This window comes from Salinisphaera shabanensis E1L3A (assembly GCF_000215955.2).
Taxonomy (GTDB): Bacteria; Pseudomonadota; Gammaproteobacteria; order Nevskiales; family Salinisphaeraceae; genus Salinisphaera; species Salinisphaera shabanensis.
The window spans coordinates 14467-39307 of the sequence record NZ_AFNV02000031.1; the positions used below are offsets into that span (position 1 = coordinate 14467).

The 24841-nt window shown below is 61.7% G+C and carries 27 protein-coding genes; 15 read left to right on the top strand and 12 right to left on the bottom strand.

From position 1 onward, the window contains the following. The first annotated feature begins 33 nt into the window (after nucleotides 1–33). The 6 genes from urtB to SSPSH_RS16310 all read left to right on the top strand — a co-directional run bounded on the left by urtB (nucleotide 34) and on the right by SSPSH_RS16310 (nucleotide 5602). A complete protein-coding gene (gene urtB, locus SSPSH_RS16290; protein WP_006914724.1) occupies nucleotides 34–1857 on the top strand; it encodes an urea ABC transporter permease subunit UrtB in 1824 nt (607 codons plus the stop codon). Next, on the top strand, nucleotides 1857–2987 hold the full coding sequence (urtC, locus tag SSPSH_RS16295) for an urea ABC transporter permease subunit UrtC (protein WP_006914725.1): 1131 nt from the start codon (nucleotides 1857–1859) through the stop codon (nucleotides 2985–2987). The genes urtB and urtC overlap by 1 nt, the downstream gene beginning before the upstream one ends. Further along, entirely contained in the window at nucleotides 2984–3817 is an 834-nt protein-coding gene (urtD, locus tag SSPSH_RS16300) for an urea ABC transporter ATP-binding protein UrtD (RefSeq protein WP_006914726.1), read from the top strand. Before urtC ends, urtD begins: the two co-directional genes overlap by 4 nt. Continuing rightward, on the top strand, nucleotides 3810–4538 hold the full coding sequence (gene urtE, locus SSPSH_RS16305; protein WP_006914727.1) for an urea ABC transporter ATP-binding subunit UrtE: 729 nt from the start codon (nucleotides 3810–3812) through the stop codon (nucleotides 4536–4538). Before urtD ends, urtE begins: the two co-directional genes overlap by 8 nt. Nucleotides 4539–4603: 65 nt before the next feature. Further along, nucleotides 4604–4822: a hypothetical protein gene (locus tag SSPSH_RS18805; RefSeq protein ID WP_152522849.1), complete on the top strand. Its 219-nt coding sequence runs from the start codon at nucleotides 4604–4606 to the stop codon at nucleotides 4820–4822. 9 nt (nucleotides 4823–4831) lie between these two features. Next, a complete protein-coding gene (locus SSPSH_RS16310) occupies nucleotides 4832–5602 on the top strand; it encodes a hypothetical protein (protein WP_006914728.1) in 771 nt (256 codons plus the stop codon). Nucleotides 5603–6029: 427 nt separating this feature from the next. On the opposite strand, the gene SSPSH_RS16315 is transcribed toward SSPSH_RS16310, so the two are convergent. Further along, entirely contained in the window at nucleotides 6030–6614 is a 585-nt protein-coding gene (locus tag SSPSH_RS16315; RefSeq protein ID WP_006914729.1) for a hypothetical protein, read from the bottom strand. Next, entirely contained in the window at nucleotides 6615–7604 is a 990-nt protein-coding gene (locus tag SSPSH_RS18880) for a hypothetical protein (protein ID WP_153802875.1), read from the bottom strand. Between SSPSH_RS18880 and SSPSH_RS18885 the strand changes: the two genes are divergently transcribed. Further along, on the top strand, nucleotides 7603–8091 hold the full coding sequence (locus SSPSH_RS18885; protein ID WP_021031900.1) for a hypothetical protein: 489 nt from the start codon (nucleotides 7603–7605) through the stop codon (nucleotides 8089–8091). The two genes, SSPSH_RS18880 and SSPSH_RS18885, sit on opposite strands and share 2 nt — an antisense overlap. 306 nt (nucleotides 8092–8397) lie before the next feature. Here SSPSH_RS18885 and SSPSH_RS16330 read toward each other — a convergent pair whose 3' ends face one another. The 3 genes from SSPSH_RS16330 to SSPSH_RS16340 all read right to left on the bottom strand — a co-directional run bounded on the left by SSPSH_RS16330 (nucleotide 8398) and on the right by SSPSH_RS16340 (nucleotide 10804). After that, nucleotides 8398–9396, bottom strand: coding sequence for an AraC family transcriptional regulator (locus tag SSPSH_RS16330; protein ID WP_006914732.1), 999 nt, complete (start codon nucleotides 9394–9396; stop codon nucleotides 8398–8400). 364 nt (nucleotides 9397–9760) lie between these two features. Further along, nucleotides 9761–10240, bottom strand: a complete 480-nt coding sequence (locus SSPSH_RS16335) for a helix-turn-helix domain-containing protein (RefSeq protein WP_006914733.1) — start codon at nucleotides 10238–10240, stop codon at nucleotides 9761–9763. 24 nt (nucleotides 10241–10264) lie between these two features. Next, a complete protein-coding gene (locus tag SSPSH_RS16340) occupies nucleotides 10265–10804 on the bottom strand; it encodes an AraC family transcriptional regulator ligand-binding domain-containing protein (protein ID WP_021031901.1) in 540 nt (179 codons plus the stop codon). A 477-nt stretch (nucleotides 10805–11281) separates the two neighbouring features. Between SSPSH_RS16340 and SSPSH_RS16345 the strand changes: the two genes are divergently transcribed. Continuing rightward, nucleotides 11282–12496, top strand: coding sequence for a lipase family protein (locus tag SSPSH_RS16345; RefSeq protein WP_161627852.1), 1215 nt, complete (start codon nucleotides 11282–11284; stop codon nucleotides 12494–12496). Nucleotides 12497–12554: 58 nt separating this feature from the next. On the opposite strand, the gene SSPSH_RS16350 is transcribed toward SSPSH_RS16345, so the two are convergent. Continuing rightward, on the bottom strand, nucleotides 12555–13409 hold the full coding sequence (locus tag SSPSH_RS16350) for an arylamine N-acetyltransferase family protein (RefSeq protein WP_021031903.1): 855 nt from the start codon (nucleotides 13407–13409) through the stop codon (nucleotides 12555–12557). A gap of 199 nt (nucleotides 13410–13608) precedes the next feature. Here SSPSH_RS16350 and soxR point away from each other — a divergent pair, with 199 nt between their 5' ends. Beyond that, a complete protein-coding gene (gene soxR / locus SSPSH_RS16355; RefSeq protein WP_021031904.1) occupies nucleotides 13609–14097 on the top strand; it encodes a redox-sensitive transcriptional activator SoxR in 489 nt (162 codons plus the stop codon). Between the two features lie 7 nt (nucleotides 14098–14104). Here soxR and SSPSH_RS16360 read toward each other — a convergent pair whose 3' ends face one another. Next, nucleotides 14105–14863, bottom strand: coding sequence for a metallophosphoesterase (locus tag SSPSH_RS16360; RefSeq protein ID WP_006914738.1), 759 nt, complete (start codon nucleotides 14861–14863; stop codon nucleotides 14105–14107). A gap of 101 nt (nucleotides 14864–14964) precedes the next feature. Between SSPSH_RS16360 and SSPSH_RS16365 the strand changes: the two genes are divergently transcribed. Continuing rightward, the gene (locus SSPSH_RS16365; protein WP_006914739.1) at nucleotides 14965–15228 is read left to right on the top strand and encodes a DUF7218 family protein; all 264 of its coding nucleotides are present in this window, start codon (nucleotides 14965–14967) and stop codon (nucleotides 15226–15228) included. 58 nt (nucleotides 15229–15286) lie between these two features. Here the strand turns inward: SSPSH_RS16365 and SSPSH_RS16370 are convergent, their stop codons facing one another. From SSPSH_RS16370 to SSPSH_RS16385, 4 genes are all read right to left on the bottom strand, one after another. Beyond that, complete coding sequence (locus SSPSH_RS16370) at nucleotides 15287–15700, bottom strand: DoxX family protein (RefSeq protein WP_006914740.1); 414 nt, start codon at nucleotides 15698–15700, stop codon at nucleotides 15287–15289. Nucleotides 15701–15823: 123 nt separating this feature from the next. Then, entirely contained in the window at nucleotides 15824–17251 is a 1428-nt protein-coding gene (locus tag SSPSH_RS16375) for an MATE family efflux transporter (protein WP_006914741.1), read from the bottom strand. Nucleotides 17252–17331: 80 nt separating this feature from the next. Next, on the bottom strand, nucleotides 17332–17874 hold the full coding sequence (locus SSPSH_RS16380; RefSeq protein ID WP_006914742.1) for an asparaginase: 543 nt from the start codon (nucleotides 17872–17874) through the stop codon (nucleotides 17332–17334). Nucleotides 17875–17900: 26 nt separating this feature from the next. Then, a complete protein-coding gene (locus SSPSH_RS16385) occupies nucleotides 17901–18905 on the bottom strand; it encodes a zinc-dependent alcohol dehydrogenase family protein (RefSeq protein ID WP_021031906.1) in 1005 nt (334 codons plus the stop codon). 220 nt (nucleotides 18906–19125) lie between these two features. On the opposite strand from SSPSH_RS16385, the gene SSPSH_RS16390 reads away from it, so the two are divergent. After that, complete coding sequence (locus tag SSPSH_RS16390) at nucleotides 19126–20259, top strand: hypothetical protein (RefSeq protein ID WP_006914744.1); 1134 nt, start codon at nucleotides 19126–19128, stop codon at nucleotides 20257–20259. 75 nt (nucleotides 20260–20334) lie between these two features. Here SSPSH_RS16390 and SSPSH_RS16395 read toward each other — a convergent pair whose 3' ends face one another. Beyond that, nucleotides 20335–21192, bottom strand: coding sequence for an EamA/DMT transporter family protein (locus SSPSH_RS16395; protein WP_006914745.1), 858 nt, complete (start codon nucleotides 21190–21192; stop codon nucleotides 20335–20337). On the opposite strand from SSPSH_RS16395, the gene SSPSH_RS16400 reads away from it, so the two are divergent. The 4 genes from SSPSH_RS16400 (at nucleotide 21191) to SSPSH_RS16410 (ending at nucleotide 24478) form a co-directional block, all read left to right on the top strand. Continuing rightward, nucleotides 21191–21676 (top strand): DUF6314 family protein, encoded by a 486-nt coding sequence (locus SSPSH_RS16400; RefSeq protein WP_006914746.1) that lies wholly within the window; start codon nucleotides 21191–21193, stop codon nucleotides 21674–21676. The genes SSPSH_RS16395 and SSPSH_RS16400 overlap by 2 nt on opposite strands. A gap of 180 nt (nucleotides 21677–21856) precedes the next feature. Continuing rightward, nucleotides 21857–22468 carry a 2-hydroxychromene-2-carboxylate isomerase gene (locus tag SSPSH_RS16405; RefSeq protein ID WP_006914747.1) on the top strand — a complete coding sequence of 204 codons (612 nt, stop codon included), beginning with the start codon at nucleotides 21857–21859 and terminating at the stop codon, nucleotides 22466–22468. Nucleotides 22469–22553: 85 nt separating this feature from the next. After that, nucleotides 22554–22979 carry a sigma-54-dependent transcriptional regulator family protein gene (locus SSPSH_RS18810; protein ID WP_006914748.1) on the top strand — a complete coding sequence of 142 codons (426 nt, stop codon included), beginning with the start codon at nucleotides 22554–22556 and terminating at the stop codon, nucleotides 22977–22979. Nucleotides 22980–23062: 83 nt separating this feature from the next. After that, nucleotides 23063–24478, top strand: coding sequence for a sigma-54-dependent Fis family transcriptional regulator (locus SSPSH_RS16410; RefSeq protein WP_006914750.1), 1416 nt, complete (start codon nucleotides 23063–23065; stop codon nucleotides 24476–24478). Nucleotides 24479–24841: the final 363 nt, after the last annotated feature.

Consider the following 24841-nt stretch of genomic DNA (forward strand, 5'->3'; position numbering starts at 1 on the left):
GCCCGGTGCCTTCGGCTACCCAATGACTCCGCCATGGACAGATTCAGAACAACCGGCGCAGCGCGCAGACTGATCGCGATACTTGTCGTGCTTGGCATCGCGTTCGCCACGACCGCGGCAATGGCCAAGGGCGATACGACCGGCGACCCACCGAGCGCCGGCGCCGCGACGCCTGACGCGCAAAGCACGCCCGATACACCGGCGCCAGCGCAATCAGCCACGCCGCCTGTATCACCCGCCGCGGGCGACGACGACGCTGCCGCCCCGAGCGCGACCGACGATACCGCCCCCGAAAACGAAGGCTTCGACTATGCGGGCACGGTCGCCGCATTGGGCGAAGCGAACTACCCGGAAAAACGGCGCATCGTGAGTGCGCTCGCCAGTCACCCGCAGGCGCATACCGCCGAACTGCTGGCGGCCTTTGCCGATAACCGGCTGGTCGCTCGCGAATCGGACGGCAAGGTTTTCGTGGCCGAAGAAAACGGCAACGACTACGACCTGCGCGACCCGATCACTTTCGAACCGGCCGGCCGCGCTTCGACGCGCGATTTCGACCCGGTACGAACCAATATCGGCCTGCGCCAGAACATAGGCGCGGCCCAGGCCCAGCTCAAACTCAGCGCCGAGGACGCCGAGACCCGGCTGGCCGCCGTCGAAACCATGTCGGAAAAGCTCGACGACAACGCCGCCGACGCCATGCGCGCGCATCGGGCCAGCGAAACCGACGACGACGTACTCGAAGCCATCGATCGCGCATTGGCGATCAACGATCTGAACACCGGCGACAACGACGCCAAGCTCGCCGCGATCGAGCGGCTGTCCGGCGACAACAGCCAGATGGTCTACAACCGTCTCAAGAACATGCTCATCCTCATTCCCGAGGACACGGCCGACGCCGATCAGGCGCGCCTGCGTGCGGCCGCGGCCGAACAGGTCGAACGTATCGACTGGTGGCGCACGGTCTACGATTACCTGGAAACCCTGTTCTTCGGCCTGAGCCTGGGCTCGATTCTGGTGCTCGCCGGTATCGGCCTGGCGATCACATTCGGCGTCATGGGCGTGATCAACATGGCCCACGGCGAGCTGATCATGCTCGGCGCCTATACCGCCTTTGTCATGCAGCAGTTGTTGCCCGGTCATATTGGCCTGGCGCTCGTATTGGCTGTGCCGGCGGCATTTATCGTGTCGGGGCTGGTCGGCATTCTCATCGAACGCTCGATCGTGCAGTGGCTCTACGGGCGCCCGCTGGAAACGCTGCTGGCCACCTTCGGTGTGAGCCTTTTCCTGCAGCAACTGGTACGCAGCGTGTTTACCCCGCTCAACCGGTCGGTCGCCTCGCCCGAGTGGATGAGCGGTTTGATCCGGTTCAACGACCTGTTCGCGCTCACCGCCAACCGGCTCGTGATTCTGGCGTTCTCGATGGCCGTTTTCGCGGCCCTCATTCTGGTGATGCAAAAGACGTCGCTGGGCCTGAAAGTGCGTGCGGTTTCGCAGAACCGCGATATGGCACGGGCGATGGGTATACGCACGCAGCGCCTCGATGCCCTGACCTTCGGCCTGGGTTCCGGTGTGGCCGGTATCGCGGGCGTAGCGCTGAGCCAGTTGACCAACGTCGGCCCGAACCTGGGCCAGAGTTACATCATCGACTCGTTCATGGTGGTGGTCTTCGGCGGGGTCGGCAATCTTTGGGGCACGCTCGTCTCGGGTCTGTCGCTGGGCGTATTGACCAAGTTCATCGAGCCCCAGACCGGCGCAGTGCTGGCCAAGATCATCGTGCTGATCTTTCTCATTCTGTTCATTCAGCGGCGACCGCGCGGGTTATTCCCGCAGAAAGGCCGCACGGCGGAGGGCAGCTGATGACACGCACCCATGCCAACCACGGCCCGGTACTCACGCGCATGCTCGGCGATACCGGCAGCCTGATCTTCGTGGTCGTGCTGATCGCGCTGACCGTGGCGATTCCGCTGTGCAATCTGGTGGCCGAACCCGGCAGTGCATTGCACGTTTCGAACTTCACGGTCGCGCTCATCGGCAAGTATCTGACCTATGCCCTGCTCGCGGTAGCGCTCGATCTGATCTGGGGCTATTGCGGCATTCTGAGTCTTGGCCATACGGCCTTCTTCGGGCTCGGCGGCTATGCCATGGGCATGTATCTGATGCGCCAGATCGGCGATCGCGGCGTCTACGGCAACCCGGTTTTGCCGGACTTCATGGTATTTCTGAACTGGGACACGTTGCCCTGGTACTGGCACGGCATGGATATCTTTGCCGTGGCCATGGCCATGGTCGTTTTCGTGCCAGGCCTGCTTGCGCTGGTGTTCGGCTGGCTGGCATTTCGCTCACGGGTGACCGGCGTGTATTTCGCCATCATCACCCAAGCGATGACCTATGCCCTGATGCTGGCGTTCTTTCGCAACGAAATGGGCTTCGGCGGCAACAATGGCCTGACCGATTTCAAGGACATTCTCGGCTACAGCTTGTCGTCAGACGGTACCCGCGTCGCTTTGTTCGTGGCCTCTGGCGTCGGGCTGCTGATCGGTTTTCTGATCGCGCGCTTTATCGTCACATCGCGCGCCGGACGCGTGCTCGAAGCCATTCGCGACGCGGAAAGCCGCACCCGTTTCACCGGCTATCGTGTCGAACTCTACAAGGTCTGGATCTTCACTATCTCGGCCATGCTTGCCGGCGTGGCGGGCGCGCTCTACGTGCCGCAGGTCGGCATCATCAACCCGAGCGAGTTCTCGCCCATCGCCTCGATCGAGGCCGTGGTGTGGGTCGCGGTCGGCGGGCGCGGCACGCTTTACGGCGCGGCTCTTGGCGCCGGCGTGGTGAATTTCGCCAAGACCTGGCTGACCGGGGCCTTTCCGGAAATATGGCCATACGCACTGGGCGCGCTGTTCGTGGCCGTCACCCTGTTTCTGCCCAAAGGCATCGTCGGACTGGTTTCACAACTGCGCCGGCAGATTCGCCGAAAGGAGCCGTCATGAAAAAACCGGCCCTGCTGGAAAGTTTCTCCGATCGCTCGCGGGTATTCGATTTCGTCAATCGCCCCGCTGCGGGCGCCAAGCCGGACGTGCGCCACGGCACGGTCCTCTACGTCGAGGACATAACCGTGAGCTTCGACGGCTTCAAGGCGCTCGATGCACTCACGCTGTACGTGAACGCCGGCGAGCTGCGCTGCATCATCGGCCCCAACGGCGCCGGCAAGACCACGATGATGGACGTGATCACGGGCAAGACCCGGCCGGACGCCGGGCGTGCCTGGTTTGGCCAGAATATCGACCTGCTCACGCTCGACGAGCCGCGCGTCGCCCAGGCCGGTATCGGGCGCAAGTTCCAGAAACCCACGGTATTCGAAAACCATACCGTGCACGAAAATCTGGAACTGGCGATGGCCGGCGCCCGCAGCGTGTGGCCGGTTCTGTTCGCCCGTTTGTCCGGCGAACAGTCGGCACATATCGACGAAACGCTCGAACTGATCGGCCTGGCCGAGCGTCGGCACACACTCGCCGGCGCGCTGTCACACGGGCAGAAACAGTGGCTGGAGATCGGCATGCTGCTCATGCAGGAGCCGGAGCTGTTACTGGTCGACGAACCGGTGGCCGGCATGACGCCGCAGGAAGTCGAACGCACCGCCGAACTGCTCGTGCGTCTGGCGGGCAAGCGTTCGGTCGTCGTGGTCGAACACGATATGGAATTCGTGCGTTCGATCGCGCGTACCGTGACCGTGCTCCACGAAGGCCGCGTGCTCGCCGAAGGCTCCATGGACAAGATTCAGAACGACCCGAAGGTCGTGGAGGTCTATCTCGGTGAATGATGCCGTACAAAAAATCGACACCGCGCCGAGTCTGACGATCCGTGGGCTCGACCAGTATTACGGCGGCAGTCATATCCTCTGGGATGTCGATCTGGACGTCACGCCGGGGGCCATCAGTTGCTTGATTGGTCGCAACGGCATGGGCAAGACGACCCTGCTCAAGACCGTCATGGGCCTGGTACCCGCAACCGGCGAGATTCGCTTCGGCGATACCGATCTGCTCAAACTGCCCGCCGACAAGCGCGCGGGGCTGGGCATCGGCTATGTGCCGCAGGGCCGTGAAATCTTCGGTCAGCTTTCGGTCGCCGAAAATCTCGAACTGGGGCTATACGTACGCCGCGATCGTTCGCGCGCAGCGCTCGATCGCATATTCGAACTGTTTCCGGTATTGAAGGACATGCGCAGCCGTCGCGGCGGCGATCTGTCCGGCGGTCAGCAGCAACAACTGGCCATCGCACGGGCGCTGGTATTCGATCCGACGCTGCTGATTCTCGATGAGCCCTGCGAAGGCATTCAGCCGAATATCGTGGCCCAGATCGGCGACACGCTGGAAAAACTCAACCGCGAGGACGGCCTTACCGTACTGCTGGTCGAACAGAAACTGCCCTTCGCGCGGCGCGTGGCCGACGAATTCCGGATTCTCGACAACGGGCGGCTGGTCGCCCAGGGTAATATCGACGAACTCACCAACGAAATCGTGAACCGACATCTGAGCGTTTGACCGAGGGCACGAAATTGAATTGCATCGCTCTTGTATCCAAGCGGCACAATGCGCATTATCAACTCTTGAAAGTGAAAGAGGTGGATATGTCAGACACTAAAAAACGTCGCACGCACTCCGGATCGCGGTCTGACGATAATCCTGGCTTCGTGACCGTTAATCGTCGTGGCGGCTGGCAGACCGACATCCCGGCTCTGGTGAATTCGAAGGCTTATCAACAGCAATTGGATGCCGTGAAGGATCTTGTTAAAAAAGGCCATTTCACGAATAGAAAATCTGCCTAGCAAAGACGAATGGGCAACGATGCGCCGTTCCTGCTGTTGTTGCCGGCCGCGGGGGCATACTGGCTTCTAACAAGATCCTGGCAATTCTGTTATCGACTACGGCATGAACGGCCAGGTCTAATCGCCTATCAAGTCGTTCTTTTCGGCACTATTCTTCTTGCCCTGGGCTTGCTCACGAACAAGCTCTTCGCAGCGATTTCGACGTCACCGTATGCGGTCTTTATCGATGCTTTGGCCGACGTCATTGCCCCGGCCATCAAACCCGGAAACGCATCATTCGCGATCGTATGCCTATATTCACTGGGCTTTGGGATTATCGCACCCAGCGCGCTCAATAAGGCAGCTCAATGGCGGGGACGTAGTCGAGACATTTACTATCTGCGCGCCAACCGCGACGATGCTTTCGAGGCGCAATGGTACGCAGCGCACCAGCCGACCAACTTCCGGCTTGTCCAGCTCACACTGGATACCAATAAAGTCTATATCGGCACCATCGCGGAATGCCCTGCCACCGAAGCCGGTCACCGCCGCAGTATAGAATTGTTGCCGTTGGCCAGCGGCTACCGCGATCCAGAAACTCAAACGCTGACCTTGACAACCGATTACGTCGAGGCCAGTCGTCAGATCGAATCCGATGCCTCGGCCGCAAGCCGTTTCGAAGTAGTCATACGTGCCGATCGAATCGTCTCGTCTTCACCGTTCGATTTCGTTCTATATGCGCGCTTCTGGCAAGAACACAGCGCTACGTCCTCGACAGACGTACACCCACCCCCATCTTAAGCCCGTCTTGATAGGAGACCATCCGAATGCTGATGGTCTGGCGGACCCAGCGCTGGATCACCTGGCGTCAGATCAACGCAACTCAGGCTGTACGGGCGCCCCCCTGATGGCCTGAGCTGATTTTCGCGTCTCTTGGCTTCCGTCGATCGATTATTCATCCAACACCCGGCAGCAGGAATAACGGCTATCTGTCGATGCTATCGAAAAATACGGCGCAGGAACCGGCTGGTAGCTTTGGTAGCGAGCGTGTCGACTCGTTAATCCGCCCTAGTGCGGCATTGTAAAGCTATATCGGATAAGCCCGCCTCGCCGGCTTTTTTCTGCGCTGAGAGCAAATGATCCGTATCCACCAGTTGAACTGGACCCCATAATTTCTACTTCGACCCACAGCCGCGACCGCAGGCGGCTTAACCTAGCAGGTCATCACTTAAAAATCGCTGCGGACTGTCCAATGGATGGGGTCCAGCTCAAGTAGCGCCGTGAGCGCATCGCCGGCCAGCCGTTGCAGACCTTGAAACTGGTCGTGATTCGGGAGAATGCGCTCGTTGACCAAGCTCACGGCGAACTGCACGAAGAAATTGTCGAGCGTGTCGCCCTCAGCGTACGCGGCCACGATACTGTCTCGCCTGGTGCCGTTCTCAAAGGCAACGCCGAGCGTTGCGCCCTTGCCATCGTCGCTTTCGACGAGCACCTGCATGAAGTCGTTCACGATGCCTTCGATATTGTTCGGAATCGCGATATCCACCAGGCCCGTGGGTATGAAACCCAGTGCCGCGCCGCCGACTTCGATCTGTGGCGGCTGCGTGATACGCGCCGCGTAATCAGCACCGCGAGCGGTGCGCCGGTAGCGCCAGCCGATCGGCCACTGGTTGAGATCGACGCGCACCCCCAACGCCTTGAGCTGAACATCGGCCACGGATCGATACGACAGCCGATTGAGCGGCGCTGATGTATCCACGACTTCGATACGGGGTTCGCCGCCACGCACGGGCACCAGATGGCCGTTGTGCACTCAGCCATCGAGGGTCAGGCGTTGCGCCACACTATCCAGATCCACGCTCAACCAGCGACCGGCCTCGTTCTCGATCGCCACGTGTGCGGATATGAAACCCTTGATCTGGGCCAGATAGTCGGCAACTGCCGGGTAGTGTTCACGCAGCCCGTCATCGATCTGCACCACCAGACGCAGATGCTGTGCCGGCGCGCGCGCACTATCTGCCGCCAGGATATCCGGAATCTCGGCGATACCCAGATACCAGCGAAAGAAATTCGCAAAGCCCGGCTGCAGCTGGGCCAGGATTTCGGCATCGCTGCCGGTGCCGCCAAAAAAGCCGCCACCGCCCGGCGTGGGCAACGCCGCTGTCGTGGTGAGCTGGTCGAGCCCGGCCCAGGTTGCACGCAACACGTCAGGCCATTGAATCGCGCCGATATCGGCGCGCAGCCGTGCTCGCAGCGTATAACGATCACCGCCTGGCCCATCTCGCGGCACAGGTCGCGTGCGCATGGCAAATTCGGCGGTGGTATCGCCCAGCGCGTCCAACGGTTTATCGAACGCGCCGGGGGCGATCGCCGCCACGCGGTAATGCGCCGGCCGCAGTTGACCCGCGAGGGTGAAGGTGCGCCATTCATCGTGTGTGTCGGGCAGCACGTCGTAGAGCTGGCCCAGATTGAAATCGCGCACGGCGGCCCAGAGCGCGTCTTTTGTCTGTGCTGCCTGCGCATCAAGCCGTGTTGACGTGACCACCGCTTGTTGCCAATGCAGATGCTCGCGCAGCAACGATACGGCCTCGGCGTCGGATACGTCGCCGGCAAGCAACAGCGGTGGATGCCAGGCGCGTAGCGTGAGCGCAACCTCGCATGCCGCTTGCTGGGCGGGCGTCATCGCAAGTGCCATGGCCGGCGAGATCAACCCACCGAAGGCCAGAACGGTAACGGCACACCGATAGCGCCACGTAACGCGTACGCGAGCGCGGCGCAAGCGGCGGGGACGGGATCGGTTCATGGCAGAGCGGACGCTCGACGATTTCGAAGCCGTCGGCGGCGGCCGCGCCGGACACACCCTCGGTGGTGAACGACAGGAGCGTGTCGCCGTCGGAGAGGATGCTGTAGTCGGTGGCGGGTTGCAGCGCCGGGCGTCCGAGGTCATCGCTGTCGTCGGCCTCGGCCACCTGCAGCCGCACAATATTGGGCTGGTCTTCGTCCTGGATCACATCGGTGGGCACGGCCTCACCGTCGGCCGCGAGCGTAAGACCGTCGATCCGACCCGAGGCATCGTCGGCGAAACGCAGCACGATCTGTGTTTGCGTAAACACGTCGCGTTGGTCGCGCGGCGGATAGCTGAATTGCAGGCCGGCATCGGCGCTTGGGCCACCGCCGCCCCCACCGCCAATCACATCGCCGCCATCGTCGCGGCCACCGTCGCCGCCCCCGCCCGAAGAACAGCCGGCCAGCGTGATTGCAAGCAGGCAGGCAGCCATGCCGGTGCGTAGGGGGTGATGGTGTGCATGCCCCTTGATATACGGCGCGCCCGGCGCCTGGTCGATTGCTTTGGTCATCGCGTATTCGGCGGTTTCGCCGACTCCCTCGTGGCTTTGTACCGACTGGCAGTCTGTAGACGGGATGTCGTTCAACATGTCCGACCGCCAGTACCCCAAGTTTTCAGTTCGCCAGAGCGGTAGCCGACCCGTCTATTACGAAAACGACAGGCCTTGCTGTCGCTTTGGTCACGCTGCCCGGGCGAGCGATTGCAGGACCTGCTGTACCGTGCGCCGCTGTTGCGACGGCACACGATGACGCTACCGGTAACAGGTCGGGCTCATGCCGGTCCACTCACCGAAGGCGCGGCAAAACGCGCTGCGTTGGCTGAAGCCGGCATGAAAGGCGATCTGATCGATGGATTCGTCGGTGCGTGCGAGCAGACGCCGGGCAACGGCAAAACGCGTGCGGCGTACGATTTCGCGAAAAGTGATGCCGGCCTCGCCGAGTTCGAAGCGCAGGCGCCGGCTGCTCGTCGACAACTCGTCGGCGATAGCGTCGAGCGTGGCCCCGCCGTTTTCCGAGTCGCCGCTGGCGAATGCCTGGAACAGACACAGGCGTATATCGTCGATGAGGTCCTGACGGCGGATGTCGTCGAGCTGAGATTGTGCCAGCGCTCGGTGGGTGCGCAGCATTGCGGGGCTGTAATGCGGCGACGGTGCATCGAGCACGGCGTCGTCGACCCATATCTCGCTTTCGGCACCATCGAAAGCCACCGGACAGGCAAAGACGTCTTCGTACTCCGCGCGTTCAAGTCGTGCGGGTGCGCGCAATGTCACTGCACTGAGCTCAAACTGGGTGTTCGTTACACAGCGCATGGTCTTGATGAAGCCGTAACAGAAGCAGATTTCCGAGTGGCGCAACGCGGGGGCGTCGTTGGTGGTGCCGACGAGCACGATGCGGTTACCCCCCGGCTCGCGTACGAGATCCATATGGAATGCATCGCTGACCAGACGCCGGTAGTCCAGCACCGCGTTCAGGCCGTCGGCCAGCGTGGGGCTGCTCAGGAAGATGTATTCCATGGCATTGCCACGAAATGCCGGCAGATACGGACACAAGGTCAGACCTATGTCGGTATCACCCGTCACCCGTTCTGCGGTAGCCCAGAACCATTTCTGGATCTCGTGGCGTGTGCGGTGTTCCGGCTCGGCCAGTGTGTCGGCGGTATATTCAAGTTCCGCGTAGATCGCTTCGTAATCGACCCCGGCGCCGACCATGGCCGTATGCACCAGCCGCAACAATTCTTCTGAATCGCGCATGTCTCCCCTCGTTATCGACGCGGGCTCGAGATGGCGTGTACTGCCACCGGCCGGCGTGACGACTCTGTGGCCGTTGACTCGATCAAAGCGTGACCGGGAGCAGAAGACAATGGCCTGAGTGACAGCGCCATGTTGTCACTCAGGCCAACTCGACATCGCGATCGCTGCGCCGCAGGCGTTTCAGGCCGGGACCGATGCAATCACGTCGCACACTGCGCGGCTATCAATCGGGAAAAAAGCAGACCGGGCGTGGGCAATCGTGTGCGCGCCTTTCATCACGCCAGGCCGGCGGATCGCGCGTTCGGCTTTATCGGCTTGCCGGGCGCTCTTCGCAGCCGGCCATTCTTAGAGTTGATTTACCGGGCTAATAGCGTCTGCCGGCGCGGGCGCGCGGCGCTTTATCTGCACGATAAGCGGTCGGCGTCAGCCCGAAATAACGTCGAAAAGCGCGCGAAAACGTGCTCGTTTCCGAAAATCCCAGGCGAGCGGCAATATCGTCAATACGATCGACCGTATCTTCCAGAAGCCGCTTGGCGTACGACAGGCGTGCTCGCCGAAAAAGATCACGGAAATTCGTATCGATCTCCCCAAGCTCGAAACGTAAACGCCGTTCCGAAAGACCGAGGTCGTATGCGGCCTGCGCGAACGTATGGGTTTCATCGCCGACCATATCACCCGACTCGAACTGCGCCAGCAGATAGTGAAACACTTCGTCCATCTTGTCGTGACGTGCGACGTCAGCAAGGCGCCGATTCGCATGCTGACAGTGTAATTTCAGGAGCTCCGGGTCGCGAAGAAAAAGCTCCGTATCCAGTGCGCCCCGGGCGAGCCATATTTCGCTCATGGTTGTACCGAAGCCTACCGGGCATTAAAAGACCGTACGGTAGCGATTTGGCTCTTCGGACGACGAAAAGCAAAAATTAATGCGTTGGGGCGTGACGATATTATCGGTCGCGGTGGCCAGCGTCTGCACGAACACCTGAGCAACACAGGCTTCGGCGTGGCGACGTACAACCGAATCGTAAGCGGTCCCCTTCAATAATACCCGAGGCCCCTGCGCGTCTTCGACAACTTCAATTTCGAACGCATCGCTAATTAGCCGCCGGTATGCGTGCAGGTTCTCAAGCCCCTCGCGCAGCGTATGGCTCGCGAACAGCACATATTCCAACCCACGCCCACGATACGGCGGTATATAGGGACAAAGGCTCAAGCCGGCCTGCGGATCGCCCGTCATTTCTTCGACGGCGTGCCAAAACCCCTGCTGCAGGCTATGTCGCGGACGAGAATCATATAACGGCAGTTCGCGGACGTCGTATCCCAGCCGAGCATACAGCGTGTCGACGTCCCAACCGGCCGAGACCATGCTGCGGTGGATAAGGAGTGTGAGATCCCCTGAATCGCGCGTCATGGTAGTACCCCCTACGACTCTCTAGGTCGACTTCTTCGCGATGCTTTTTCATGTGGCTTGCCAGCCAGCCGCTCGGCATACTCGTTATCTATGGACTTCCTTTCCGGGCTGCAAAAACCAATTCACGATGCATGCACACAATACCGCCGTATACTATCCTTCGATGTACAGGATTAGAAAAAACGCACTCTAATCACCTAAAAATCTCAATTAAAAGACCTATTAATACTATTTTTCGAGCAATATTTACGCATCTCATTAATTAACTCGATATTATATATCTATCCCCAAAACCGACCGTTCCGCGTACCGGCCACCCTTTCCGAACCAACGGCCATGGCGGGTTTTGCGGTATTCTCGGAGCTGGGATCGGGTGCCCGATTGAGGCTTTGTTTGCGTTCGCTACGTCTTCATATTCTGTGCTTGGCGCTGCTGGGTTCCGGTTGTGCGTGGCAGCCGCCCGCTCGCGATTTTTCGGTGCCGCCGCAACCGATCGCCGATACCTCAGCGCGCTTTGCCCAACCCGACGCACCGTTTTCCGAACCCGACAACGACGCGTTTCACGCCCAGCCTTCGCCTGCCGAATTGGCAGCGTCGGCGCCCGGCACGGTTTTGCGCTATCGCCCGATTTCGCCCGAGGCGTATTACTTTTTCGGCGTCAATGCGCGTGCCTGGCAGGTGGCGTACACCACGGCCGACGGCGACGGCAGGCCGCAAGTCGACGTGGCCACCATTCTGGTTCCGGACGCGCCGCAGCCACGACTGTTGTCGTATCAGGTGGCCTACGACGCGCTCACGCGTCGCTGTGCGCCGTCCTACGAAATTCTGAGCGGCTCGATGGTCGAGCACATGCTCATGGACAAGGCGCTACGCCGTGGTTGGGTGGTGGTCATTCCCGATTATGAAGGCCCGCAGGCGCAGTTTCTGGCCGGCCGTAATTCGGGCCAGGGTGTGCTCGACGGTATTCGTGCTGCACAGGCGTTCCTGCCCGATACCTGGGTCGATACCGAGACACCGGTCGCCTTATGGGGGTATTCCGGCGGTGCGTTCGCCAGCCTGTGGGCGGCCGAAATAGCGGCCGACTACGCACCGACGATTCCGCTCGTGGGCGTGGCGGCCGGCGGCCCGCCGGCGCATCTGGCCAGTTCGGCCGAATCGGTCAACGGCGGCATTTTCGCCGGTATGTACTTCGCGGCGGTCGTGGGTCTGTCGCGCGCCTACGATTCCATCGATACCGAAAAACTCATGAACACCGACGGGCGCGAGATGTTGGCCGACGTGGGCGAGAGCTGCATCGGCCAGGAACTGGCCTGGGTAAAAGACCCGGTGCTCTCCTACGCCTTCAACGACATGCAGGACTACACCACGGTCGACAACCTGCTCGACGTCCCCGTTATCAAGAAAGTGATCGCCGAAAACCGCCTCGGCCAGAAAGGCTTTGGGGCGCCCTTGTTCTACTATCACGCGATTTTCGACCAGGTCACGCCGCGCGAGGATGCAAAGACACTCGCGGCCACCTACTGTGCGGCCGGCGTACCCGCGGTCAGTTTCAACTACGCCCTGGGCGAACACATCAGCGCCGCGCTCACCCATGCATCGGCCGCGGTGGATTATCTGGCCGATCGCTTCGACGGTAAATCGCCGCCCAACGAATGCGCGCAATTAATGGAACGGCTCGACCGGCCCGAGTGACGACTGCCGTCGTCAGGGTTGGTAACCCCAGCACTCTGGATATGGCTTTGCCGAACGATTATCCGGCGTGCCCGGCTCTTGCCGCTATATCCGCAATCAGCGGTTGCCAGTCGTCGCCCACTGGCAGGCCGAACCTTTCGACAAGCGTTCGTGCCAACGCGGGCTCGTCGAGTATCTGTTCGTACTCACCCGCGTCAGCGTGGCGTATCTTGAAGCGGTTGTTGGACAGTGTATAGCGCGCCTCGCTTTCGGTTCGCGCCACCATGAGTTCATGCTTGAACAGCGACTCGGGATGCGTCGCGACATAATGATTGGCGATCTTGAAATCCACCGCTGCCCAGTGGAAGTCGAGTATTTCGTACAGCGGCGACCAACTATTGTCGTACCACGATTCGAGCATGTAGCCATCACGGGTTTCCACGATCCGGAACGTACCGAATGGTGTGTGCTGCACTTCGTCCGGCAGCCACGCCAATGGTGAGTTCGGCATGAAACCGCCGAAGCCCGTATCGACAAGCCAGAGCCGCCCGTCGGCCTCGACCTTGAGCGAGGCATGATTGGCTGCAGGCGCGGGGCCATCGATATTGTCGAAGATCCATACCCGGGCGAGATGCTGCTCGAGCGTAAAGCCAATCGCCTGCAAAGCACGGCGTAGCAGGCTGGCGTGCTCGAAACAATAACCGCCCCTGCGCTGATCGAGCATCTTGCAGTCGATCGCGGCCGGATCGAGGTCGACGCCATGTCCAAGCATCACGTCGATCGCTTCAAACGGGATCGACGCCATATGTCGGCGCACCACGGCCTGCAATACCGCAAGCGTCGGCGCCACCGGCCCGTCGTAACCAATACGCTCGAGATAAGCGTGCAAATCAATCGTCTCGCCGGTCAGGTCGGCGCATGAACTCGGTTTCATCGCAAACATTCCCTGGTTGAGCACAATACGTGTATCGACAGCACGGTAACCGTGCCTAGGCAAAGCACCGACCGTAATCGGATGTATCGTCTAATCGATAGCGCAAACGTACGACCTGAAGTAAGGTTGAGGTCAACAAGTCGTTGGCTAGATATTTAACGACCCGCGCCCGGCCCGCTTGAATTCGCGCTGAACCTGCATGAAACAACACGCCAACTCGGCCCACCGTAAAGAACTTTCGGTTGGAGAGGTCGCGCATCGAAGCGGCGTGGCCGTATCCGCACTGCATTTTTACGAGTCGAAAGGCCTGATCAGCAGCCGCCGCAATACCGGCAATCAGCGCCGTTACACCCGCGACGTGCTACGTGTGGTTTCGCTCATCAAGGTCGCACAGCGGGTCGGCATTCCGCTTGCGGAAATAGGCGAGGCGCTGGCAACGCTACCCGAGCGCCGCGCGCCGTCGGCCGACGACTGGCGACGGTTGTCGGACCATTGGAAAAACCGATTGGAAGAGCGGATCGACCACTTGGTGAAACTGCGCGATCAGCTCGACGGCTGTATCGGTTGCGGCTGTTTGTCGCTTGAAGCATGCCCCCTGCGCAACCCTGACGACATCGCGGCTCAGGCCGGCCCCGGCGCGCGCCTGTTTGACCCGCACAAGCCACCCGACACCACGACTTCTGCCTGAAGGCCGGTCAGACACGGGACCAGCCTCGGCGGCATTGGTCGAGATCGCTCGATAACGACCACACCTCGCCGCTCACGCCCAGCTCGGCGATCGACAACGCGCCGCCCATGAACGCGCCGGTGTCGAGCCAGCGTGTATTGGCACACGCGGTTGCCTGGCGCATCGACGTATGGCCGAAATAGATCACGTCGACGTCATCGACGACGACCGTTTCCGTCGTTGCATGCCCACCTTCGAGCACATGCGCACGGCTGCGATCCCACAGTAGCGTGGAAAGCTCGGCGGCATCCGACGACGAACACGAAAGCAACGCGCGGGTACGGGCCCAGCTGTTGCCAATCACGTTGGCATGGACCAGCGCTGCCGTTGCGCCGTCGGCCAGTTCGACCCCGGCCGCCATCGGTAGCGTACGTATACGTTGGTAGAGCGCGTCGGCTGTGGCGGCATCAAGTGCTTCAAACCACTCGCCGCCGTTCATGCGCCAGAGCGCACGGACCTGGCCGCCCTCGTCCACGGCGTCGAGCAGCATCTGTTCGTGATTGCCGCGGATCGCATGAAACCACGGCGCATCAATGAATTCGGCGGCGCGCTCGCTATCCGGGCCGCGGTCGATCAGATCGCCGACCGAGAACAGCCGATCCCGGGCCCTGTCGAAATCCAGGCGCTCAAGTAGCGCATCGAGCATATAAAAACAGCCATGGATATCGCCGACTACGAAATCACGGCCCGTCGTATTGGCATCGAAATAATGGATTAGCTCGGGCATGAGACACCGCGCTTGCGCGCGTTCACCTGGGTAGTTCTACGTGTTGGCGCAATGCACGACAGTGCCAGAATCGAGTCCGTTATTCATACCGAGGCAAGCCAATGGCTAAAAGTAACGATAGCGATCGCAGCAGCATCAAGGACCCGGAACAGTACGAAGCGCTGCGCGACGAGGGTATGAGTAAGGAAAAGGCCGCGCGCATCGCCAACACCTCACGCAAGAAGGCCGGCAAGAAAGGCGGCAAGCATCCCGAGCACGAAGAATGGACACGCGAGCAGCTTTACGAAAAGGCGCAGCAGATCGGTATTGAAGGCCGCTCCGATATGGACAAGAACGATCTCATCAAGGCGCTGCGCTCGCATTGAGCGCGCGCCCGCGAGTCAGGCCGATTGAGACCCGACCGTTGCGCCGTGTTGCCGCTTGCTAATAGAAATCGCCGTAGCCGCTACGGGCACGACGCATCGCAAACCCGATCCAGACCAAGATCACAAGCTGCAACGGCAGGCGAGCATAAAGCAGCCATGGTGCGAACTGGCTGAACTGTTCCGGGTTCTGCGCCATATAGATATTGGCCGGGAATACCGCCAGCGTGAGCAGCAGCAGACCGAAGCCGGCGATACGGCGCGTACGCCGCATAAGAATGCCGATGGCGCCCAACAGCTCGCCCAGGCCGCTGATCGCGACCATCAATGCCGGCATGGGGATATAGTCCGGCACGATCGCGAGGAACAAGTCGGGAAACATGAAATGCCCGATACCGCTTGCGAAAAAGAACGCCGCAATACCCAGCAGCGCCAGCAAATGGGTTCTCGAATGGGTCGACAGGGCATGACTCATGAACGGGTCTCGTCGGGTCGCAGAAAATCGGGGCTTACTGCATAGCCTACGCGCTGTTGCCGGGTTTGCCATGCGAACAGGCATAGCCGGCCCGCGGCCAGCCCGACTTAGCAAGCCAGTACGCTAACGCAGCGTCGTATTGGTCACACTGCCCGGCCGATATGTGGATACCGCGCGCTCGGGTTCTGGAGCTTCGATCACGCTACGGTGTTTCCAGGTGCCGCGCGAGAACCACACCACTACAATCAGCGCGGTAAGAACATTCTGGATCGGGTAAGCGATCCAGATACCGGTCGCGCCCAGGCCGCTGCGCTCGGCCAGCAACCAGGCAATGGGAAACTGCAGCATCCACTGCGACACCAGAGCGATCGCCATGGCGATCAGCGTATTGCCGGAACCACGAAAGGCGCCGGTCAGCACGATCTGAGCCCCGACCACGCCATAGGCCAGCGCCGTGATGCGCACGAACAGGCTGCCGGTTTCGATCACGGCCGGCGCGTCGGGCACGAACAGGGTGATGATCGGCCGGGCGAACACGAACGACACCACGCCCACCAGCGACAGCAGCACGAAGCCGATCGCGGCACTCAGCCAAGCCGTACGCTCGGCACGGTCGATACGCTGTGCGCCGATGTTCTGGCCAATAAGCGCCGAGCTGGCCTGTGACAGCCCCAAGGCGGGAATGATCACGAAACTGAGCATGCGCGTGCCAATGCCGTAGGCCGCCAGGGTGATGGTACCGAAACCGGCCACCAATACCGTCATGAGCATCAATCCGAGCGCGCGCGTGGATTGCTCCACGGCCGCCGGCAGGCCCAGCTTGAGCAAACGCCAGATCAGAGCGAAATCGGGGACCAGATGCGCGCGTACCAGACGGATGCCGTAGCCCCCGGAAAACAGCATGGCCAGACCCACCATCGCCGCCAGACCCTGGGTGATGACCGTGGCCAGCGCCGCCCCGCTCACGCCCATACCGGGCACCGGCCCCCAGCCCAGAATGAACAGCGGGTCGAGCACGAAGTTCAGCGCCACCGTGCCGGTCACGATCAGCAGCGGCGTACGCGCATCGCCCACGCCGCGCATGAGCGATTGAAAAATCACATAGGCGAACAGAAACGGCAGGCCGACGAACGATACGCGCAGATACTGCGTGGCCAGCGGCAGCACATCGTCTGTCGCCCCCAGAAATGCGACCACGGCATGCGCGCCGATGAAACCGAGGACGGCAAGCACCAGCGAAATGGCGACCACGCCGATCAGGGCCTGAGCCGACACACGGTTGACCATCGCGGTATCGCCGCGGCCCTGATACTGGGCCACCAGAATCGTACCGGCCACCGCCAGGCCGAGCCCCAGCGAGATCAGGAAAAAGATCACCGGAAAGCTCAGCGAGACGGCCGCCACCGCGCTCGCGCCGAGCCGGCCCACCCAGAACGTATCGATAAGCTGATAGGCCGTCTGCAACAGGTTGGCGAAGACGATGGGCACCGCCAGCGAAAACAGCGCGCGCACGATTGAGCCCTCGGTGAGCGTAGGCGCTACGCGTGGCACCAGGCGGCTCCCGACCGGGCTCGTTCGACTGCCGGCTGGTGACAGCGCACCGCATCGCAGTTGATCGAGCTAAACACGGCTCAAGCGCGCGCCGTTAGCGTCAGGCGCTCGTAGTCCTTGACTACCCGCTCGGCGTCAATCGCGCGCCCGTGCATGACCGCATGGACGCCGGGCGCCAACAGCCGGGCGGCCATCAGCGCCTGGGCGATATTCTGTGCTGCGTCGCTTGCGGCCACGCGGTACGGACGCATCGCGCCGGTAATGACGACCGGCACCCCCGGCGAGCCGAGGGCGACGTGCAAGGCCACCGCCGTCTCGGCGAGCGTATCCGTACCGTGGGTGATGACCAGCGCATCGACCCTGCCCTGTTCGAGCACCGCTTGAGCGGCATAGACAATCGCCTGCCGGTCGGCGTCGGTGATATCGAGCGAATCCTTGGCCATCAGGCGTTCGATGCGTACCGAGACGTCCGGCATGTCGAGGCTTTCGAGCAGACCCTCGATTACCGGCACGGCCAGCGACAGCTGACCGGAATGCGGGTCGTAGCTTTTTTCGATCGTGCCGCCGGTGGCGAGCAGCACCACGTTGAACGGCGAACGGTCGACGGATTCGGTTGCCTTCATTGGCCGACTCGATGGGAAGCGATGGGTCAGATCGTAATACCGATCTTGCCGAAATGCTGCCCGCTTTCCTGCTGGCGAAATGCGTCAGCCAGTTCATCGAGCGCAAAGCTCTGGTCGACTACCGGTTCGATGCCGCTGGCTTCGATCGCGCGGATCATGTCCTGTTGCTGCGCCCGGCTGCCGACGGTAATACCGGTCATGTTGAGATTGGAATAGAAGAAGGCCGCGGTGGGAACTTCGCCGGCCAGACCGGTCAACACGCCAATCAGGCTGATATGTCCGCCCATACGACATGCCGCGATCGACTGGGCCAACGTGCCCGGGCCACCGATTTCGACCACGGCATCCACGCCGCGACCGTCGGTGAGGCGCTTTACAGTCTTGCCCCAGTCCGGATCCTGCGCGTAATTGATTGTGGCATCCGCGCCGAGCTCACGCAGGCGTTCGAGCTTGGCATCGGAGCTGGAGGTCGCAACCACCCGGGCGCCGGCGGCCCGCGCGAACTGTAGTGCAAAGATCGACACCCCGCCGGTGCCCATGATAAGCACGGTATCGCCCGGTTTGATACGCGCTTCGACCATCAACGCGCGCCATGCGGTCAGTGCGGCACAGGGCAGCGTGGCTGCCTGCGCCGCGGAATAACCGGCCGGCGCCCGGGTAAAGGCGTTCACTGGCGCGGTCACATATTCTGCGGCCATGCCCTCGCCGCGATCTCCCGGCGTGCCATCGCGTTTCGCCGGCGTGATCGGTCCGTCCTGCCAGTTCGGAAAGAATGTCGATACAACGTGATCGCCCTTTGCGAATTCGGTTACGCCCACGCCGATTTCCACCACTTCGCCCGCGCCGTCGGACATCAATGTCAGTCCGTCGGTCACGGGTATGCTGCCGTTGGCTACGGCATAGTCGTGAAAATTCAATGAGCTGGCGGCGATACGTACACAGACCTCGCCGGCCTGCGGCGGCTGCACCTCGCGCTCGGCGATCTCGATACGGTCAAGCCCACCGGGGGCACGCAATACGGCTGCTCTCATTCATGGCCTCCTGTTCGAACGACGGCCTCTGTGACCGGCGTCGCAATTTCGTGTAGCCGTCGACCATAGCAGTTCGACACCACGAAACGCCGTGCAGCAATCGGCTAATCTGCTAAATTATGAGCGAGCGGTTTGATACGAGGGGCGGATCGCCTGTCGTGATTTCGCAGGCTTTGCCGGAATCGCGCTTCCTATTGTTTTGTCCGTCCCGAGGTTCGGTATGTCGCCGCCCATGCTGTCTGCGCCCAATGCTTATCATGCAACGACGCTCGAGCGTTGCGCATGGTGGCTGGCCAGCCTGTTCCTTGCGCTGTTTCTAAGCTGTCTGCGTCTGACCACGACCCGGCCGTTCGAACTGACAACCTTCAAACAGCTCGTGAATTTCGAAGCTGTCGAACCGTTCCAGCACCGAGTGCTGCTGCCGGCGATCGCGGCGGGCATCCAGCAACTCGCGCCGGTTGGCGAAACGCTGCTGTTCGCGTTGATGGAAGTCGCGGGCTGGATGTTGCTTATCGCGGTTGCGTACCGGGCGCTGGTGGTATTCGAAGTCGGGCGCAGCGAACCGGTACGCCGTCTTCTCGCCTTCACCGTGCTGGTACCGATGCTGCTGCACCTGATCGCCCCCGATCTGCAGATGGCCGCCGCGCTGTCTTCAGACCGCCCGCTACTCGATATCGGCGGTTGGACGCCGCGCGCGATCTTCTACTACGTCTACGATCTGCCGGCGGCCATGTTCACGCTGGCACTCATCCTTTCGATGGTGCGCCTGACACGTACACCGAGCGCGCGCTGCTTCGCGCTATATCTCGCCGTATTCGTTCTGGCGACGCTCAATCGCGAAACCACGTTGTTTCTGGTCCCGGCGTTCGCCCTCATGCTCTGGCCCGTGGTCGGCGCTCGGCGCACGCTGCTCATGGTGGCCGCGCAGACGGCCATTTTTCTCGCGATCCAAATTCCGCTGACGGCGTTGTTCGCAGGCAATACAAACCCGAATGCGCATCTCGCGCATACCGCCTACGAGTTCCATCTTTTCTATAACCTCGAGACGCTGTCGAACCCGCTCTATCTGGTCACCTACATGGCCCGGTTCACGGCGGCACTCTATCTGCCGGTGTTGTTATGGCACCGCTATCTCGACCGTCGGCTGGGTATCGCGCTGATTTTCTTCGCCCTGCCGTTGGCCCTGATCGCGATTGTGGTCGGGCGCATGGTCGAACAACGTATCTTTATCGAGATCGTGCCGCTGGTATGGCTGGCCGCGCTCCAGGTCATCGCGACCCGAACAGCGGGGCTGGAAAGCCCTGCAGGGCGACCGCAGGAGCCTGCCGGGTTCGCGCCCAGAACACCCGGCTAGCTTACCGCGCCGCACGCGCGGCAGAACGCCGGCCATCGAACCGTCTCAGATGAAACGATTGGCGCGCCGAGCCGGTCAGGCGTGCCGTGTTCCGGCACGCCGGCCGATTATGAGTGCCAACACCATGATCGACGCGCCGGCAATCAGACGCCCGATATCGGCATCGTGATTCCAGATCAGCAGGTTCACGGCCAGTCCCGCCGGAATCAGGGCATTGTTCATGACTGCAAGCGTGCCGGCATTGACGCGCGTGGCGCCGATATTCCAGGCATAGAAACCCAGTCCCGACGCGCCCAACCCGAGCCATAGCAATACGCCCCATTGCAACGGCGTCGTAGGCAGCGCACCGAAGTCGCCAAGCATCCAGAAGAGCAATAGCGACAAAGGCCAGGCGCCGGCGAAGAACCAACCGAACAGCGCATGGCGCGGCATATCCACCGGCAATACCGAATTCAGGCGCCGATAACCGACCTGACCGGCCGCGAAGCACAGATTCGCGCCCTGCACGATCAGAAACCCATGCCAGTAGTCGGCGCTGATCGGCTGATAGCGAATCACTGCCGCGCCCGCGACAGCGCCACCGGCAGCAAGCAGACAACGCAGATCGAATCGGCGCTTGAGCGCGTCGTCCAGCAGCGAGATATAGATCGGCGTGAAAATCGTAAACAGCAACACTTCCGGCACGGAAAGCCAGAGAAACGACTGATAGAAAAAGAAATACATTAGCCCCAACTCGACCGCGCCCACGGCCATCAGACCCGTGGCCAGTCGCCAGCCGAGCCCGTGCAGGCGCATCATGGGCGCGAACACCAGCAGTGCCAGCGTGATGCGTGTGAGCACCGCAAACGTCGCATCGACCTGGCCGGACAGATACACGCCGATCAAACTGAACGAAAACGCCCACAGCCCGGTTACGCCTAACAGTATCGCCATGCCTCGAGCTGCCCCATCCCAAATCAACGAATCCGCGATTATAGAGCTGCGCGCGCGTCTGACCGATATTCGCCAGCTGAGCTTTAGCGCAAAACCGGGCCCCTATTCCCGAACCGGCTGGGCCGGCCGCGGCGAAGCCCGTGTGCAGGCCAGCGACGATGATGACGGCCTGCGCTTTAACGAAAGCGGCGAATTCACGCCGGCAGCCACCGGCGTTGCGGTCGCGTTTCGCAACGTCTATCGATGGGTCTTGCATGCCGATCGCATCTCGCTGTGGCACGAGCGCTTCGGCCGCGACGCTGCGGTATGGCTATTCGACCTCGTCCCGACCACGCCCAGAGAAATGGTTGCGGCTAAGAGCCACCGGTGCGGTGACGACCGCTACGAGGCCCGGTTGCGGGTCGTTGACGAGGGCTTCGACCTGCGCTGGGCGATCGCCGGCCCGCGAAAGGACGAAACGCTAATGTACAAGTATCGCCCCTGAATACGCGTTTAGCCGCTTTATAACGATAATCCGGCGTACCGCTATGCGCTCGATCGGAAAGCCGGCATTCTGGAGCAGAAATCATATGGCCGGCAGCCACCGGCGCTGTACGTCGGCCGCATGGCAGGCCCGCGTAACCGCTATCAGGCCGTGAAAAAGCACCTTACAGGGATATCGACCATGGCTGACAATCGCTCCGATAAAACGCTGGAATTCTTCTTCGATTTTGGCAGCCCGAATGCCTATTTCGCCTATGCGCGACTCCCCGGCGTGCTCGAACGTACCGGCGCGCGGCTGGTCTGGCGCCCCATGCTTCTAGGGGGCGTGTTCAAGGCAACGAACAACCAGTCGCGGGCGCTGATCGAATGCGCGCCCAAACGCGAATATCTCTGGCGCGACATGCAGCGCTTCGTCGACCGCTACGATATCGACTTCCAGCGCAACGACGCGTTCCCCATCGACACACTCGCGCTCATGCGCGGCGCGATTGCTTACCTGGGCACGCCGAACTTCGAGCCCTATGTGAGCGCGATCTTTCGCGCTCTGTGGGTCGATAACCGCGATCTCAGCGATATTCACGAATTGAGATCGACGCTCACCGGGGCCGGCCTGGATGTCGCAAACTTCGAAGCGCAGATCGAAGACGAGACGACCAAGCAGGCGCTCAAGGATGCAACGGCTGCCGCGGTCAGTCTGGGCATCTTCGGTGCGCCAAGCTTCATCGTCGACGGCGAATTGTTCTTCGGCCAGGATCGACTGGATTTCGTAGAACGTGCGCTTGTCCATGCCTGAGGCGCAACCGCATGACGGTTGCAGCCGCCGTGCGCGACAGCAATAGTGACACGCAGAATCAGACGCCGGCCTCCGGCACGCCAAGATGACGCAACCACACAGTGAAACCGTCCGCCGGGTCATCGACTCCGGCCAGATCGTTGCTCGCGAACACGGCGAGCGACTCATACGCGAATCGTGGCTGCGTTGTGCGCGCGAGTACGGCCTGCAGCCCGAGCACAACCCCGGCATTCGGGAAGTCAGCGCGACCGATCTGCACGAGCGCCGGCAGCGGGTTGGCGAATATCTCGATATCGCCCGTACCGGCATGGACCAGCTCTATGATCATATCGCGGGCCAGGGCTATATCACCATGCTCGCCGATAGCGAAGGCATCGCACTGGAATGCCGCGGCGGCGAACGTGCCGATCCGGCCCTGCAGGCGGCCGGACTGCGTGCCGGCACGATCTGGGGTGAAACCGTGGTCGGCACCAACGGCATCGGCACCTGTATTGCGAGCAGCGAACGCTGACCTGCCATCGCACCGATCATTTCTATGCCGGCAATCTGGATCTGAGCTGTACCGCATCGCCCCTCCACGACCCCCACGGTCGCGTGGCGGCGGTGCTCGATATCTCGGCGCTATCGGTGCCGGGCGCGCGCGAGGGCCAGCAATTAGCCTGGCACCTCACATCGCTCTACGCCCGCCTGATCGAGGACAGTTATTTCAGCCATCACTTTCGCGATCACTGGCTGCTGCGCCTGGGCCGTAATGCCGCATTCGTCGACAACCATGCCGATCTGATATTGGCCGTCGACGACGACGGCATGATCGTGGGCGCAAATACCGGCGCGCGACAAACCCTGCAATCGCCCAACGGCGAAAGCCTGTTGGGGCATGGTGTCGGCGCTTTCTTTCGCGACGGCAATGCACGTATTCATTCGCTCAAACAAGACCACGACGGCGTACGCCTACGCAGCTGGTCGGACGACACATTCCATGCGGCGATATCCCAACCGCGCCGCCGCAGCAAAAGCACCCCACGCAACCAACCCATCCCGGCGCACACGGGCCCGCTGCAGGCCATGGCTGGCGACGACGCCACCATGCAACGTCTGATTGCTCAGGCAGCGCGTCTGGCAAACAAGCCGATCGACCTGCTCATTCAGGGCGAGACCGGCAGCGGCAAGGAAGTGCTCGCTCGTGCACTGCACGCCGCGAGCCCGCGCTCGAACGCGCCTTTCGTGGCGATCAACTGCGCGGCCCTGCCCGAGTCGCTGATCGAAAGCGAGCTGTTCGGCTATGCCCCCGGTACGTTTACCGGCGCGCGCCAACAAGGCATGAAAGGTCTGTTGCAACAGGCACATGGCGGCACGCTTTTTCTCGACGAGATCGGCGACATGCCGGTGGCGCTACAGACCCGGTTGCTGCGGGTGCTGGCCGAACGCGAGGTATTGCCGCTGGGCAGCGATACGCCGGTCGCCCTCGACGTGCGCGTGATCACAGCGACCCATCGTGATCTCGCCGCGCTGGTTGCCGCGGGTACGTTTCGCGAGGACCTCTACTACAGGCTGGCTGGCGGCACACTGGCCCTGCCGGCCCTGCGCGAGCGTGCCGACATCGGCTGGCTTATCGATCGCTTGCTCGAACACGAAGCCGAGGCGCTGGGTTGCCGCGCCCGCCTCAAACCGGATGTACGCGAGCGTCTGCTCGCCCACAACTGGCCGGGCAACATACGCGAGCTGCGCAACGTGCTGCGCTTCGCGCTTGCGCTGGCCGACGATGAGGGCATCGATATGGCCGACCTGCCGGCCTCGCTGGCGACGGTCGATACGGCGGCCCTGCCCGGCGAACGGGTCACGTCGCCCGCCGACGAACAACCCGCTACACCGCGTGACAGTCTGCTTGCCCATCTGGGCGAGCGTGACTGGAATATCGCCCAGGTCGCGCGTGATCTGTCCGTCGCCCGTTCGACGATTTATCGGCGTATGGCCCGGCTGCAAATCGTCGACCCCAAATACCGGCACTAGAGGCTGCAGCAACATCATGCTGTACGCATGAAAAAAGGCCGCGTCGGATGACGCGGCCTTTGTTGCTAAGGAACCTCTGATCTATTCATCCACGGTCGCGTTTGAGTCCCAAAAGGCCGCGATACAAGGCGCATGGCGCCGCGTCATAGCCACTCTATGATCCAGCCATGCAACGCCGTAGCGCGGCCTTTTGGGCCAAACCGCTTAGCGGCCGGGCTTTTGCGCGCGCCTGAGCGGCGTTGCCGCTCGCTTATTTGCATTCAGCAAACGGCGCTCGCGGCGTCTTGTCAGACGCGCGCAAAAGACACCGGCGCGACCGTAGATGAATAGATCAGAGGTTCCCTAGGGCGTGTTGCCGTTTCA